At 69.2% G+C, this 13,974-nt stretch carries 12 protein-coding genes; 8 read left to right on the top strand and 4 right to left on the bottom strand.

From position 1 onward, the window contains the following. Positions 1-170: 170 nt before the first annotated feature. On the bottom strand, positions 171-1,847 hold the full coding sequence (locus AC1HC7_RS19125; protein WP_479497339.1) for a formate--tetrahydrofolate ligase: 1,677 nt from the start codon (positions 1,845-1,847) through the stop codon (positions 171-173). Positions 1,848-2,339: 492 nt separating this feature from the next. Between AC1HC7_RS19125 and AC1HC7_RS19120 the strand changes: the two genes are divergently transcribed. Both AC1HC7_RS19120 and AC1HC7_RS19115 read left to right on the top strand, forming a co-directional pair. Next, positions 2,340-2,681 (top strand): DUF2853 family protein, encoded by a 342-nt coding sequence (locus AC1HC7_RS19120; RefSeq protein ID WP_479497338.1) that lies wholly within the window; start codon positions 2,340-2,342, stop codon positions 2,679-2,681. Between the two features lie 364 nt (positions 2,682-3,045). Then, positions 3,046-3,855 (top strand): hypothetical protein, encoded by an 810-nt coding sequence (locus tag AC1HC7_RS19115; protein ID WP_479497337.1) that lies wholly within the window; start codon positions 3,046-3,048, stop codon positions 3,853-3,855. A gap of 89 nt (positions 3,856-3,944) precedes the next feature. On the opposite strand, the gene AC1HC7_RS19110 is transcribed toward AC1HC7_RS19115, so the two are convergent. Next, positions 3,945-4,526 (bottom strand): MOSC domain-containing protein, encoded by a 582-nt coding sequence (locus AC1HC7_RS19110; RefSeq protein WP_479497336.1) that lies wholly within the window; start codon positions 4,524-4,526, stop codon positions 3,945-3,947. Between the two features lie 117 nt (positions 4,527-4,643). Between AC1HC7_RS19110 and AC1HC7_RS19105 the strand changes: the two genes are divergently transcribed. From AC1HC7_RS19105 to AC1HC7_RS19090, 4 genes are all read left to right on the top strand, one after another. Further along, positions 4,644-5,285: a uracil-DNA glycosylase family protein gene (locus tag AC1HC7_RS19105; RefSeq protein ID WP_479497335.1), complete on the top strand. Its 642-nt coding sequence runs from the start codon at positions 4,644-4,646 to the stop codon at positions 5,283-5,285. Then, a complete protein-coding gene (locus AC1HC7_RS19100) occupies positions 5,249-6,307 on the top strand; it encodes an alpha/beta fold hydrolase (RefSeq protein WP_479499325.1) in 1,059 nt (352 codons plus the stop codon). The genes AC1HC7_RS19105 and AC1HC7_RS19100 overlap by 37 nt, the downstream gene beginning before the upstream one ends. Continuing rightward, complete coding sequence (locus AC1HC7_RS19095) at positions 6,304-7,182, top strand: hypothetical protein (RefSeq protein WP_479499324.1); 879 nt, start codon at positions 6,304-6,306, stop codon at positions 7,180-7,182. Before AC1HC7_RS19100 ends, AC1HC7_RS19095 begins: the two co-directional genes overlap by 4 nt. A 259-nt stretch (positions 7,183-7,441) precedes the next feature. Further along, positions 7,442-9,406, top strand: a complete 1,965-nt coding sequence (locus AC1HC7_RS19090; RefSeq protein ID WP_479497332.1) for a bifunctional 2',3'-cyclic-nucleotide 2'-phosphodiesterase/3'-nucleotidase — start codon at positions 7,442-7,444, stop codon at positions 9,404-9,406. Between the two features lie 79 nt (positions 9,407-9,485). Here the strand turns inward: AC1HC7_RS19090 and AC1HC7_RS19085 are convergent, their stop codons facing one another. Both AC1HC7_RS19085 and AC1HC7_RS19080 read right to left on the bottom strand, forming a co-directional pair. After that, entirely contained in the window at positions 9,486-9,938 is a 453-nt protein-coding gene (locus AC1HC7_RS19085) for a hypothetical protein (RefSeq protein WP_479497331.1), read from the bottom strand. After that, a complete protein-coding gene (locus tag AC1HC7_RS19080; RefSeq protein ID WP_479499323.1) occupies positions 9,857-10,288 on the bottom strand; it encodes a hypothetical protein in 432 nt (143 codons plus the stop codon). The genes AC1HC7_RS19085 and AC1HC7_RS19080 overlap by 82 nt, the downstream gene beginning before the upstream one ends. A 555-nt stretch (positions 10,289-10,843) precedes the next feature. Between AC1HC7_RS19080 and AC1HC7_RS19075 the strand changes: the two genes are divergently transcribed. Beyond that, a complete protein-coding gene (locus tag AC1HC7_RS19075; RefSeq protein WP_479497329.1) occupies positions 10,844-13,153 on the top strand; it encodes a xanthine dehydrogenase family protein molybdopterin-binding subunit in 2,310 nt (769 codons plus the stop codon). A 37-nt stretch (positions 13,154-13,190) separates the two neighbouring features. After that, the gene (locus AC1HC7_RS19070; RefSeq protein WP_479497328.1) at positions 13,191-13,967 is read left to right on the top strand and encodes a metallophosphoesterase; all 777 of its coding nucleotides are present in this window, start codon (positions 13,191-13,193) and stop codon (positions 13,965-13,967) included. The last annotated feature ends 7 nt before the right edge of the window (positions 13,968-13,974 follow it).

Here is a 13,974-nt window from a genome sequence, read left to right as displayed (position 1 = left end):
GGCCCCGGCGCAGGAAAACCCCGCGCCGGAAAACTGTTCGCAACGGCCCGGGCCGCTTCATTCGCAAATTGGTTCAAAATGGGATCATCACCTTCTGGAATAGGCCCGGTTTCGGTTCGGATACACTGCCGAATCCGAACCCGGGCCCCATGCGCGCCCGCGGGCCGGGCTCAGAACAGCCCTTCGATTTCGCCCGCGTCGTTGAGCATGATCGATTCCGCCGCCGGCTTGCGCGGCAGGCCGGGCATGGTCATGATCTCGCCGCAGATCACCACCACGAAGCCCGCCCCCGCCGACAGCCGCACCTCGCGCACCGGCAGGGAATGACCCACCGGCGCGCCGCGCAGGTTGGGATCGGTGGAGAACGAATACTGGGTCTTGGCCATGCAGACCGGCAGGGCGCCGTAGCCGGCCTCCTCCCAGGTGCGCAGCTGGTCGCGGATCTTCTTGTCGGCCAGCACCTCGTCGGCGCGGTAGATGCGCTTGGCCACGGTCTCGATCTTCTCGAACAGGCTCATCTCGTCGGGGTAGAGCGGGGCGAACTGCGCGGCGCCGCTCTCGACGATCTCCACCACCTTGCGGGCGAGATCCTCGGCCCCTTTCGATCCCAGCTCCCAATGGCGGCTCAGCACCGCCTCGGCGCCCTGGGTCGCCACATAGGCCTTCACCGCCTCGATCTCGGCCTCGGTGTCGGTGACGAAATGGTTGATGGCGACCACCGCGGGCACGCCGAACTGCTTGATGTTCTCGATATGGCGGCCGAGATTGGCGCAGCCGCGCTCCACCGCCGCCACGTCCTCGGCCCCGAGATCGGCGCGCGCGACGCCGCCATTCATCTTCATCGCCCGCACGGTTGCGACGATCACCACCGCGTCCGGCGCCAATCCGGCCTTGCGGCACTTGATGTTGAGAAATTTCTCGGCCCCGAGATCGGCGCCGAACCCGGCCTCGGTGACCACGTAATCCGCCAGCTTCAGCGCCGTGGTGGTGGCGACCACCGAATTGCAGCCATGGGCGATGTTGGCGAAGGGCCCTCCATGCACGAAGGCGGGGTTGTTTTCCAGCGTCTGCACGATGTTGGGCTGCATGGCCTGCTGCAGCAGCACGGTCATGGCGCCGTCGGCCTTGATGTCGCGCGCGTAGATCGGCGTGCGGTCGCGGCGATAGGCGACGATGATGTCGCCAAGGCGGCCTTGCAGGTCCTTCAGGTCGTTGGACAGGCAGAGGATCGCCATGACCTCGGAGGCCACGGTGATGTCGAACCCGGTCTGGCGCGGAAAGCCGTTGGCGACGCCGCCCAGGCTGGTGACCACGTCGCGCAGGGCGCGGTCGTTCATGTCGAGCACCCGGCGCCAGACCACCCGGCGCTCGTCGATCTCCAGTTCGTTGCCCCAGTAGATGTGGTTGTCGATCATGGCGCTCAGCAGGTTGTGCGCCGAGGTGATGGCGTGGAAATCGCCGGTGAAGTGGAGGTTCATCTCCTCCATGGGCACCACCTGCGCATAGCCGCCGCCCGCGGCCCCGCCCTTCATGCCGAAGCAAGGGCCGAGCGAGGCCTCGCGGATGCAGATCGCCGCCTTCTTGCCGATGGCGTTGAGCCCGTCGCCGAGCCCGACCGTGGTGGTGGTCTTGCCCTCGCCCGCCGGCGTCGGGTTGATCGCGGTGACCAGGATCAGCTTGCCGTCGGGGCGGTCGCGCACCGACTTGATGAAGGAATCGGAGACCTTCGCCTTGTCATGCCCGAAGGGCAGCAGGTCATTGCTCGGAATGCCCAATATTGCACCAATCTCCTGAATCGGCAGCTTTGAGGCTTCGCGGGCGATCTCGATATCGGTTTTAAAGGCCATTTTGGGGTCTCTTGCAGGGGCTACAGGTCGGGCGATAGGCTTGGCGCGGGCTTGAGGGCGCGCGCGACAGCAGTCAGGCGGGCCAATTTAGGACCATTACCGGAATACAAAACAAGAGAATTCCGACAGGATCGACGGCGCAAGCGACGCGAGGCCCCTCAGAGCCCGGTTTCGGCGCGATTTCCCATGGCGGGCGATTTTGCCGCACCCCCGCTTCAAGGGCCCGCCCGGGCGCGGAACCGGCGCGGAACCGACGCGACGGCGGCCCGGCGCCCCGGATCCCGCCGCCGAATCACCGGGCGCCCCCGACGGGCGCCCCGACGGCGGACGGGCCGCGCGGCTGGGTTTTGCGCCCGGATCGCGCCCCCCGCCTCATTGGCGACGTTTTCAGGGGCGAAACAACGCCGACCCCCGATCGCCGCTTGATTGCGGGGCGCTGGCGCGCATGATCGAAGGCGCGGAACCGAACAATCGGAACGAAAGGACATTGAAATGGGCAAGCGCGACGATCTGATCCAGAAATACGCGGCCGACCTGAAAGACAAATGCGGCGTGACCGCAGACATGGATCTGCTGACCAAGGTCACCATCGGCTGCGGTCCGGCGATCTACAATGACGACGCCTCCACGGTCTCCGGGTCGGATCCCAAGGAACTGGAGACGGTGAAGAACAATTTCCTGATCGGCAAGCTGGGCCTGAGCGACGGGCCGGCGCTTGACGCCGGCATCGCCAAGGCCATCGAAACCTACGGCAAATCCAACCGCAACAAATACCGGGCGGTGGTCTACTACCTGCTGACCACGCATTTCGGCAAGGAGTCCGTCTACGGTTGACGCAGCTCCGCCGGGCCCGGCCGCCGGTCGGGCCGCGCGGGTTGTGGCGGGGCGTCGCGAACCGTGGCGCCGGGGCGCGCCGCTGTCTGCGGCGCGGGCGGTCACGCCCTGCCATTGCCGGAAGCCATTAACGAACAGTTGGTTAATTTAACTCCCCCTTAGGGCGAGTTAACAAGTATTAAAACCAGTATACAGCGCATTCACCGCCAATTTCGGCCGATTGAAGGCGAGCTTCATGGATAAACGTCATTAACTCGCGATTAACACTAGACAGACGCTTTCCCGTTTTACAGTATGCCGCTCGGTGAAGGGGTGAACCAAACCTTAACCACAGGATCGATTTTGAATGCTGGGGGAATAGAGAATGACAAGAAATTTTGCCATCGCGGCCGCCATGGTCGCCGCAGCGCTGACCGCCGGGGCGCAGCAGGCGCAGGCCTACACGCTCTACGTGAATTCGTCGAGCGGGCTTGAGGCCTTTGACACCAACGCCGGGGTCTCGACCCTGATCGGCGCGACCGGCCTCCACAACATGGCGCTCAGCTTCGACGCGGCCGGCAACCTGTTCGGCGCCACGACCACGAAACTGTACTCGGTGGACACCGCCACCGGCGCGGCCTCGCTGATCGGCAGTCACGGCGTCGCCGGGCTGGAGGGCCTGACCTTCAACGCCGCCGGCGAACTGCTCGGCAGCGGCGGCAGCTCGATCTACAAGATCAACACCGCCACGGCGGCCAGCACCCTGGCCGGGGCGACCGGGCTGAACGACATCGACGGCCTGACCCGGGCGCCGGTCGCGGTGGCGCTCGCGGGCGGCGGCACGGCGGCGGCGGGCACGCTGTTCGCCACCGATTCCACCAATCTCTACATGTTGGATTCCGTGACCTACGCGGCCACATCGGTTGGCAGCTACAACGCCGACGAGACCCTGGCCTTCGCGCCGGACGGTTCGCTCTACGGCATCTTCAACAGCGTCTACGCGCTGGATCTCGGCGTGGCGGGGTCCTCGACGCTGGCCGGCTCGCTGCTCGGCAGTCAGGCTTTCGGCTCCGCCTTCTTCCTCGGCGGCGGCGGCGGCCCCGGCCCGGCGGCGGTGCCGCTGCCCGCGGCCCTGCCCATGCTGGCCTTCGCGGTCGGCGCGCTGGGCTTCGCGGCGCGGCGCAAGACCGTCTGATCCGGGTCCGCCCCGATCAATCTCCGCCTGTTGGCTGACACCGGCCCTTCCCTGCGGGGGAGGGCCTTTGTCACGGCCGCAGGGGGCCGTCAGACATGGGCGTGGATGCGCTGGGGCGGCACATGCAGGCGCATCCGGTCGCCAAGCCGCAGCACGCCCGGGCGTTCCACCCAGAGCGTCACGCCGCGCCGCCCCCGCGCCGCCGGCATGAACGCCTTGCCGAATCCGGGGCGCTCGGTTTCGATCTCGCGCGCGGGGAACTGGCAGGGGGCGTTCTCCATGTCCACCACCAGACTGACGCCGCTGTCCGAGATCAGCCGCGACGACGGCGCCAGCCGGGTGAAATCGGGGATCCCCGCCAGCGTCATGGAGGCGCCGAGCCACGCGGGCGGCAGATCCGCCATGCCCATTTCGGCGGCGATGACGGCCAGTTCCTCCACTGACAGCGCCGAGATCTGGCGGGTGTTGCGAATCTCCGTCCCCGGTTCGAACTGGGCGCGCACCCGCACGCAGGACGCGCGGGTGAGCCCGCTGTGGCAGTCGCCGACAAAGCCCGCCCAGTCGACCTCGACCGATTGCGCGGGCGCGGCGCGCAACGATTGCGCCCGGTTGGTGACGAGGCCGAGCCAGTCGATGCGCCCGAAATGGTCGGTGGGGGTGAGGATCGGCATTTTGCGACTCCGTGGCTGCTGCGCCGGGATCATCGACGGACGCCGCCCCGGGGACAACCGCAAATTCGCGTGCGGGCGGCTTGCCATCCATCGGGCGCTCCGGTCTATGATCCGGGCATGAGCCCCGCACCCGCCCCGCCGCCTTCGCCAGCCTGCGCCGATCCCGCATCGGCGGCGATCGCGGCGCTTGAGGCCGAGATCGCGCTTTGCGACGCCTGCGCCGCGCAATTCGCCGCCACGAAAACCGCCCATGCGCCGCGCCCGGCGCCCTGGCTGTCGGCGACGGCGCGGATCCTGATCGCCGGGCAGGCGCCGGGGGCGCGGGTGCATGCCTCGGGCCTGCCATTCGATGACCGGTCCGGCGACCGGCTGCGCGACTGGATGGGCGTGGATCGCGCCACGTTCTACGACCGCGACCGGATCGCCATCCTGCCCATGGCGTTCTGCTTTCCCGGCTACGACGCCAGGGGATCGGACCTGCCGCCGCCCCGACGCTGCGCCGCGCTGTGGCGCGACCGGGCGCTGGCGGCGATGCCGCGGGCGGCGCTGACGCTGCTGGTGGGCGGCCACGCGCAGGCCTGGGCGCTGGGACAGGGCGGCGTGACCGCGACCGTGCGCGACTGGCGCGCCCATGTCCCCGCGCGCATGCCGCTGCCGCATCCGTCCTGGCGCAACGCCGGCTGGCTGAAGAAAAACCCCTGGTTCGAGGAGGAGGCGCTGCCATGGCTTCGCAATCGCGTGTCGCAGCTGCTGCGCTGAGCCTGCTGGCCGCGGCGCTGATCGCCGGCTGCGCCGGCGGGCCGCGCGGCGCGGCGGCGATCGCGCCTCCGGCGCAGGGCGACGCGCCGGTCATTCAGGGCGCCGCCGGGCCGCTGGCGCTGTCGCATTGGCCCGCCGGGGAGGCGAAAGCCGTGCTGCTGGCGCTGCATGGCTACGGCGACTACGCGCCTTCGACCTTCGGGCGGGCGGCGGATTTCTGGACTGCGCGGGGCATCGAGGTGTTCGCCTATGATCAGCGTGGCTTCGGGCGCAACCCCTCGCGCATGCAATGGCCGGGCGCCGATGCGCTGATCGCCGATCTGGCGGCGGCGGCGCGCGCGGTGAAAACCCTGCGCCCCGACCTGCCGCTGTTCGTCATGGGCCATTCCATGGGCGGCGGCGTGGCGCTGGCCGCCGCTGGCGAGGGACGGCTTGGCGCGAATGGGGATGGGGATCAGAAAGGAAACGGCGAAGGGAACCTGAACGGCGCCGCCGCGCCGGGCGCCCCCGCGGCCTTCACCGGCATCGACGGGCTGATCCTGCTCGCCCCCGCGGTCTGGGGCGGCGACCGGCTGGGGCTGCAATACCGCGCCTCGGCCTGGATGGCGGCGCAACTGGCGCCCGACGCGCGCTGGACCGGGCGCGGGCTGGTGACGATATACCCGACCGACAATCTCGACATGCTGCGCGCGCTGTCCCGCGACCCGCTGCATTTCGCCGCGCCCTCGGGGCGGGAATTCATGGGGCTGATCCGGATCATGGACCGGGCGGTGGCGGCGGCGGCGAACGCGGCGCTGCCGGTGCTGGTGGTGCAGGGCGCCCGGGACGAGGTGATTCCCGAAAGTTCCGTGCGCGCCATGTTCGCCGCCTTGCCCGGCCCTGCTGATTTCGCCTATGTGCAAAGCGGCTGGCACATGCTGCTGCGCGATTTGCAGGCAGAACGGGTCTGGCGCCTGACCGGCGACTGGATACTGGATCGCGCGGCGCCGGCCCCAACCGACAGGAAGGCGCCCACCGGATGACCATGACCCCGGACAACCACGAAACCGCGCTCGACCGCGCCGTGCGGCTGGCGGGCGATGACCCGACCGCCTCCGGGCGGGTGTTCGACGCGCTGTTCAACGCCGAGATGGTCCTGCGGCTGGAGGAAGAGCCCGCGGGCGACATCCTGAAGCCGGCGCTGCTGGCGCTGGAGGCGGGGCCCGCGGCGCTGGCCTTCGATCGCGTGGACCGGCTGGCGGCGTTCACCGACGCGCCCGCGCCCTATGCGGCGATGCCGGGGCGGGCGCTGGTGACGTTGCTGGCGGGCAAGGGGGTGAGCCTCGCGGTCAATCCCGGGGTCGCTCCGTCGGAGCTGTTCTACGACCCGGAGGCGCTGGCCTGGGCGGCGGATTTCCTGGGCGATCGCGCCGTCGCCGTCGAAAGCGCCCGGGTCGCCGCCTGCGCGGCGCCGGTTGGGGCGACGCCGGCCTTGCTGGCGGCGCTCGACGCCAAGCTGGCGGCGCTGGCGCCGGCGCTGGCCGAAGCCTGGCTGGTGCGCGCCGCCTTGGAGTCCGGGCCGGAACGCTTGCTGCTGACCCTTCGACTGCGCGCGACGGCGGCGGCGGGCCCCGACAACGCCGGCAAGATCGGGGCCGGCAAGATCGGGGCCGGCAAGATCGGGGTCGGCAGTGTCGAGGCGGGCGTGGCGCAGGCCGTCGCCGAAACCGGGCGACTCGCCGACCCGGACGCACCGGAGCTTGACGTGATTTTCGTCGCCCGCGACGACGCCCTGCTGGCGCAGGCGCGCGCCGTCGGGCTGGGCTTCGAGATGCCCGCGCCGCCGGCATCGCCCGCGCAGACCCGCCCGCCCGCGGCGCCGGGCATGGACCCTGACGCCCCGCCGATCCTGCGCTAGACCAACCGCCCCCCGGACCGACCGGGGTCGATCCGACGCGAAGCCCCGCCCATGCGCCCTCACGGCAACAGGGGGCGCCTGTTGCGTTGACATTCGCGGGAGTAGAGTTGCAAAGGCAACTTTCGCCTAATAACCATTGACTTGCGCCATTTTCGCCCGTCGCGAAAATATTACCGATCAGTCAAAATTTGGCTGTAGACTGCCCGATCTCATGGGTGTCCGGCCCCAACCGGGCCCCGCCAGCGGTCGAGGTTTCAAGATGTCCCTGCTCATGTCCCGTCGCCAGCTTCTTTCATCCGCAGCCGCCTCCGGCGCCCTGATCGCGCTGCACCCGTTTTCGGCGAACGCCGCCGCGGGGCAGGCGCATTTGCGGATCATGGAAACCACCGACCTGCATGTGCATGTGTTTCCCTATGACTATTACGGCGACCGGCCCAGGGATTCCATGGGCCTGAGCCGCACCGCCACGCGCATCCGCGAAATCCGCGCCGAGGCTTCCAACGCCATGCTGGTGGATAATGGCGATTTCCTTCAGGGCAACCCCATGGGCGACTACATCGCCTATGAGCGGGGCATGAAGGACGGCGACATGCACCCGATCATCCAGGCCATGAACGTGCTGGATTTCGACGCTTCGACGCTGGGCAACCACGAATTCAACTACGGGCTCGACTTCATGATGAAGGTGGTCGCCGGGGCGAATTTCCCGGTGGTCTCGGCCAATGTGATCAAGGGCGCGCCGGCGGCGAGCCCGCGCGGCGACAAGCTGTTCCTGAAGCCCTATGTGATCCTCGATCGCGACATCACCGACGGCGCCGGGCGGACGCACGCCATCAGGGTCGGGCTGATCGGGCTGTGTCCGCCCCAGATCGTCAACTGGGATCAGCGGCATCTGGAGGGCAAGGCCAGCACCCGGGGCATCGTCGAGACCGCCCGCGCCTATGTGCCGGAGATGAAGGAAGCCGGCGCCGACATCGTCATCGCGCTCAGCCATTCCGGGATCTCGGCCGACGCCGAGACCGAGGGCATGGAGAACGCCTCGCTCTACCTCGCCGCCGTGGACGGGATCGACGCGATCATGACCGGGCACCAGCATCTGGTGTTCCCGGGGTCGAAATTCGCCGGCGCCGGCATCGACGCCGAAAAGGGCGCGCTGATGGGCAAGCCGGCGGTGATGGGCGGGTTCTGGGGCAGCCATCTGGGGGTGATCGACCTGCTGCTGACCCGCGAAGGCGGCGAATGGCGCATCGACGCCTTCGCCTCGGAAACCCGCCCGATCTCCGAACGGGTCGAACGCAAGACGTTGCCGCTGGTGGACAGCCAGACCGATGTGGAGGATGCGGCGCGCGCCACCCACGAGGCGACGCTGGCCTATATCCGCCGCCCGGTGGGCGAGACCTCGGCGCCGCTGCATTCGTATTTCGCGCTGGTGGCCGACGACCCCTCGGTGCAGATCGTCAGCCAGTCGCAGATCTGGTACACCAGGCAGATGATGAAGGGCACCGAGTGGGAGGGTCTGCCGATCCTCTCGGCCGCGGCGCCGTTCAAGGCCGGCGGGCGCGGCGGGCCGGACTACTACACCGATGTCGCGCCCGGCCCGGTGGCGATCAAGAACGTCTCGGACCTGTATCTCTACCCCAACACCTCGCGCGCGGTGCTGATCGACGGCGCCACGGTGCGCGAATGGCTGGAGCGTTCCGCCGGGATCTTCAACCGGATCGAACCCGGCAAGGCCGACCAGCCGCTGATCAACGGCGATTTCCCGTCCTACAATTACGACGTGATCGACGGGGTGACCTATGAGATCGACCTGTCGCAGCCATCGAAATTCGACCCCAACGGGGCGCTGATCAACCCCGACGCGCGGCGCATCGTCAATCTGCGCCACAAGGGCGCGCCCATCGACGAGACGCAGAAATTCGTGGTGGCGACAAACAATTACCGCGCCTCAGGCGGCGGCGCCTTCCCCGGCGCCGACGGCTCCACCATCATCTTCGTCGGCCCGGACACCAACCGCGACGTGATCGTGCGCTATCTGGTGGAACGCGGCGCCATCAACCCCACGGCGGACGGCAACTGGAAATTCGCGCCGGTGGAAGGCGCCAGCGTGCTGTTCGAGACCGGCCCTCGCGGGGCCGAGCATCTGGACGAGGTGAAGGGCGTGACCATCGAGGCCGCCGGCGACGGCGCCGACGGATTCGCGCTGTATCGCATCCGGCTCTAGCCGACCAGCGCGCGGGCGACGGCGCCGGCGACGCTGTCGGCGATCGCGCGTTCCAGCCGCGCCGCCCCGTGGCGCAGCATCAGCGTCTGGTTGGCCCGCGCGACATCCTGCGCGGCGGCGACCGCGCCGCGCTCGCCGCCATGAGCGGCGAATCCACCGCCGCCGCCAAGGCCGAATCCAGCGTCCAGGGCGGCTTGCTGCGCCCCAGCGTCAGCAGCGGATCGCGCGCCCCGCCCGGGGCCATCAGCGCCGCCAGCGCGATCACCCGGTGCGGTCGCGGCGCGAAATTGCGGCACAGGACCTCATGCCGGGGCGCCGCCGCGGCCAGCGCCCGCAGCGCCGGGGCCGCAGCCTGCGCGCGCAGCAGCAGGGCAAGCCCGAAATTATGGTGAAACCCCAGCGTCAGATGCCGGGCGAATCGGGGCGGCAGGGTTTGCGCGACGTTCTGGCTCAGATGCACAATGCGATTGGCGACGCCGTGGCGTCGCCGGGCGGCGGCGATGTTGCGCAGCGCCGGGAGCGACGCGGCCAACCCTCGGCGCCGTGATCGAGCACCAGCACCGCATCGCCGCCTTGCAGGCGGCGCAGGTTGATCGGCGACAGTTCGGCGAGGATGTCGGCGCCGTCGCGCCGCCGCAAATCGCGATGCCGAAGCAGCGCCGCATTGGGCCCCACGGGCAGATGGATGATGGTGACCGGGCGGCCCCGCGCCGCGCCGCGACACAGGATCCAGGGCAGGGTCTCGTACAGGCGCAGGTCGCCGGGGGCCTTGAAGGGCATGCGCGCCAGCGGCGAGGGCGCGCCGGCTTCCAGCCCATGGCGCGGCCCCCGGACATAGCGATGCGTGACATGCGCGCGGGGCGCGGCGGCGATCGGCTCCATGGGGCACGCCTCGCGCGGCGCCCCCGGGCGCGCAACCGCCAAGGGCGTCGATGATCGCGCATCCACGCGCAGGGCTTTCGTTCGGAAGGTGAAGCAACGCGACGCCGGGGCCGTCTGACAAGCGACGCGGATCCAAGCCTCTGCCCTGGCAAAGGCTGTGCGCAGGGGCGCCCCGTGGAAGGGAGGCGAACAGGACCGGCGCCCGCCCTTCGGGTGCGATCTGGCGGGCGCCAGGGAGTTGGGGTAGGCCCGCTGGATCGGACGCGACGCCGATCTTGTCCGCATCTTCGCCGAAGACGGGCCAGTGACGGACCGATTTCGGGGAGGATTCGCCCAAACAGACCCCTGCAGCCACTATCGGTTGCAACGCGAGGTGTTACTACACCTTAACGTGTATCACAGCCACCCTGAACCCGCCTTGAACCGCCGAACCTATTGCGTCCCGGCGGCGGCGGCGCGCATCGCGGGTGTGGACATGCGACAATCCGTCGGTAGGTTAGGCGCGCCACCGCCATTCCGCGCGCGCAGCGTTCTCAGCAAGAAGGCGACACCGTCATGACCGCATTCGGCGTTTCCCAGCCCATCCGCCGCGTCGAGGACCGGCGTTTTCTCACCGGCCACGGCCATTTCATCGACGACATCGCGCCGGCCTCGGCCGCGCATGCGGTTTTCCTGCGCTCGCCGCACGCCCATGCGGAGATCGCCGCGCTTGACCTGTCGGCGGCGCAGGCCGCGCCCGGGGTGGTCGCGGTCATCACCGGCGCCGATCTCGACGCGGCGATGGATCACGGCATCGACAGCGCGGTGGTGACCAATCGCGACGGCAGCCAGGGCGCGCAGCCCCGGCGCACGGCGCTGGCGGTGGGGCGGGTGCGCTTCGTTGGCGACGCGGTGGCGATGGTGATGGCGGAGACGCTGGATCAGGCGCGCGACGCCGCCGAGCTGATCGACGTGGACTACCGGGAATTGCCGGTGGCCGTGGACACCGCGCGCGCCATGCAGCAGCCCGAGGTCTATCCCGACATCGCGCCCGGCAATCTCGCCTTCGACTGGGCCTTCGGCGACGAGGCCGCCGCCGATGCGGCCCTGGCCGACGCCGCCCATGTGGTCGAGCTGCCGCTGATCAACAACCGGGTGATCGCCAATTCCATCGAACCCCGCGGCGCCTACGCCGAATGGGACGCGAACGCGCAAAAACTGCATTTCGCCTTCAACGGGCAGGGGGTCTGGGGCCACAAGGAGCAGATGGCGCGGCGCATGGGGCTCGCCCCGGAAAAGATCCGCGTGACCATACCCGACGTGGGCGGCGGTTTCGGCATGAAGGCCTTCCCCTATCCCGAGCACATGGCGCTCGCCGCCGCGGCGCGCATCACCGGGCGCGCGGTGCGCTGGATCGCGGAGCGCGGCGAGACCATGTGCACCGACGTGATGGGCCGCGATCACGTCACCACCATGCGCGCCGCCTTCGACGCGGATCTGCGGCTCAAGGCGCTGCGCGTCGATTGCGTGGCCAACATGGGCGCATACCTGTCGCAATTCGCGCAGTTCATCCCCTCGGAGCTGGTGAAGTTCGTGATGCCCGGGGTCTATGATTTCCAGATCGCCTTCATCAACGTGAAGGGGGTCTTCACCAACACCACGCCCGTGGACGCCTATCGCGGCGCCGGGCGGCCCGAGGCGATCTACGCGCTGGAACGCCTGATGGACGCAGCCGCGCGCCAGTTCGGCGTCGACCCGCGCGATCTGCGGCGGCGCAATTTCATCCCGAAATCCGCCTTCCCCTACACCACCGTGGTCGGCGAAACCTATGACGTGGGCGATTTCGAACGGGTTCTGGCCCGGGCCGAAACGGAAAGCGACTGGGACGGGTATGAGGCCCGCAAGGCCGACAGCGCGGCGAACGGCCTGCTGCGCGGGCGCGGGCTGAGCTACTACATCGAATCGATCCTCGGCGATCAGAACGAAACCTCGAGAATCGAGTTCGCCGATGACGGCGGCGTGAATCTGTATGTGGGCACCCAGTCCAACGGCCAGGGGCACGAGACCGTCTACGCCCAGATCCTGCGCGAACGCACCGGGCTGCCCTTCGATCGCATCCGCATCGTGCAGGGCGACAGCGACCTGATCGCCAGGGGCGGGGGCACCGGCGGCTCGCGCTCGGTGACCATGCAGGGCAATTCGATCAACGCCGCCGCCGACGAGGTGATCGAGAAATTCCGCCCGCTGGCCGAGGAGGACCTGGAGGCCGCCGCCGCGGACATCCGCTTCGAGGACGGCGCTTTTCGCGTCGTCGGCACCGACCGCAGCGTCGGGCTGATGGAGCTGGCCGGCGTCGCCCGGCGCAAGGGCCGGACCGAATTGCTGGTCACCGAACGCGAAAACACCGTGCCGGCGCGCTCCTTCCCCAATGGCTGCCACATCGCCGAGGTCGAGGTCGACCCCGGCACCGGGCTGATGAAGGTGGTGAAATACACGGTGGTCGACGATCTGGGCGTGCTGATGAACCCGATGCTGGCCGCCGGGCAGGTGCATGGCGGCGTGGTGCAGGGCATCGGGCAGGCGATCACCGAACATGTGGTCTATGATTCCGACGGCCAGCTTCTGACCGCCTCGTTCATGGATTACGCCATGCCGCGCGCCGACGACGCGCCGATGATCCCGTTCCATTCCGAACCCACGCCCTCCACCGCCAACGCCATCGGCATGAAGGGCTGCGGCGAAGCGGGCACTGTCGGCTCGCTCGCGGCTGTGACAAATGCGGGGCTTGACGCGCTGTCGGCCGCAGGCGTGCGCCACGTGGACATGCCCATGACCCCGCACCGGGTCTGGACCTGGCTGCAGGCGGCGCGGATGGCGGCCGAGTGAACGGCGCCCGCCGCATGCGCCAACAAGGAGCCCCCGAATGATCGGCAAGCTGAAACGTCTGCTTGGGGGAGGCGCGCCGCAGCCGCCGCAATTCGACGCGCCGCTGGTCATCGACCGCCCGACCTACGCGATCGGCGACGTGCATGGCCGCTTCGACCTGCTGATCCTGCTGATGCGCCAGATCGTCGAGGACGCCGCCGAACGCGGCATCGACGCGCCGCGCATCGTGCTGATGGGCGATTACGTGGATCGAGGCGAACAATCGGCCGAGGTGCTGGCGTTCCTGCAGGACCTGCGCGACGACGAGGAGGAGGAGGTCATCGCCCTGCGCGGCAATCACGAGGAAATGCTGCTCGAATTCCTCGCCAGCCCCGGCGACGCGGGCGGGCGCTGGCTGCGCAATGGCGGGTTGCAGACGCTGCACAGCTACGGCGTCGGCGGCGTCACCCAATCCTCGGACGCCGGCGCGATGGCGGCGGCGGCGACGCAGCTGGAAACGGCGATGGCCCCGGTGCTGGAAATGGTGCGCGACCTGCCCTCGCACGCCCGTTTCGGCGACGTGCTGTTCGCCCATGCCGGGGCCGACCCGGAACTGCCCCTGGACATGCAGAACGATTTCGCGCTGGTCTGGGGCGCGTCGCGCTTCCTGAAAGCGCCGCGCGCGGACGGCATCTGGGTGGTGCACGGCCATTACGTGGTGGACGAGGCGGAGGCCCGATCCGGGCGCATCCCCGTCGACACCGGCGCGTATTTTTCCGGCCGCCTCACCGCCGCGCGGCTGATGGACGGCGAGGTTGCCTTTCTGTCGACCTGAGGACGCC

This window comes from Oceanicella sp. (assembly GCF_056449545.1).
The sequence above is the reverse complement of the archived record's forward strand: the minus strand, read 5'-3'. Positions and strand labels throughout refer to the sequence as shown.

Coding starts and splice junctions, on each gene's coding strand:
- AC1HC7_RS19080 (WP_479499323.1), bottom strand. CDS start 10,288: ATGGAGCCGATCGCCGCCGCGCCCCGCGCGCATGTCACGCATCGCTAT.
- AC1HC7_RS19075 (WP_479497329.1), top strand. CDS start 10,844: ATGACCGCATTCGGCGTTTCCCAGCCCATCCGCCGCGTCGAGGACCGG.
- AC1HC7_RS19120 (WP_479497338.1), top strand. CDS start 2,340: ATGGGCAAGCGCGACGATCTGATCCAGAAATACGCGGCCGACCTGAAA.
- AC1HC7_RS19070 (WP_479497328.1), top strand. CDS start 13,191: ATGATCGGCAAGCTGAAACGTCTGCTTGGGGGAGGCGCGCCGCAGCCG.
- AC1HC7_RS19110 (WP_479497336.1), bottom strand. CDS start 4,526: ATGCCGATCCTCACCCCCACCGACCATTTCGGGCGCATCGACTGGCTC.
- AC1HC7_RS19100 (WP_479499325.1), top strand. CDS start 5,249: ATGGCTTCGCAATCGCGTGTCGCAGCTGCTGCGCTGAGCCTGCTGGCC.
- AC1HC7_RS19090 (WP_479497332.1), top strand. CDS start 7,442: ATGTCCCTGCTCATGTCCCGTCGCCAGCTTCTTTCATCCGCAGCCGCC.
- AC1HC7_RS19105 (WP_479497335.1), top strand. CDS start 4,644: ATGAGCCCCGCACCCGCCCCGCCGCCTTCGCCAGCCTGCGCCGATCCC.
- AC1HC7_RS19095 (WP_479499324.1), top strand. CDS start 6,304: ATGACCATGACCCCGGACAACCACGAAACCGCGCTCGACCGCGCCGTG.
- AC1HC7_RS19125 (WP_479497339.1), bottom strand. CDS start 1,847: ATGGCCTTTAAAACCGATATCGAGATCGCCCGCGAAGCCTCAAAGCTG.
- AC1HC7_RS19115 (WP_479497337.1), top strand. CDS start 3,046: ATGACAAGAAATTTTGCCATCGCGGCCGCCATGGTCGCCGCAGCGCTG.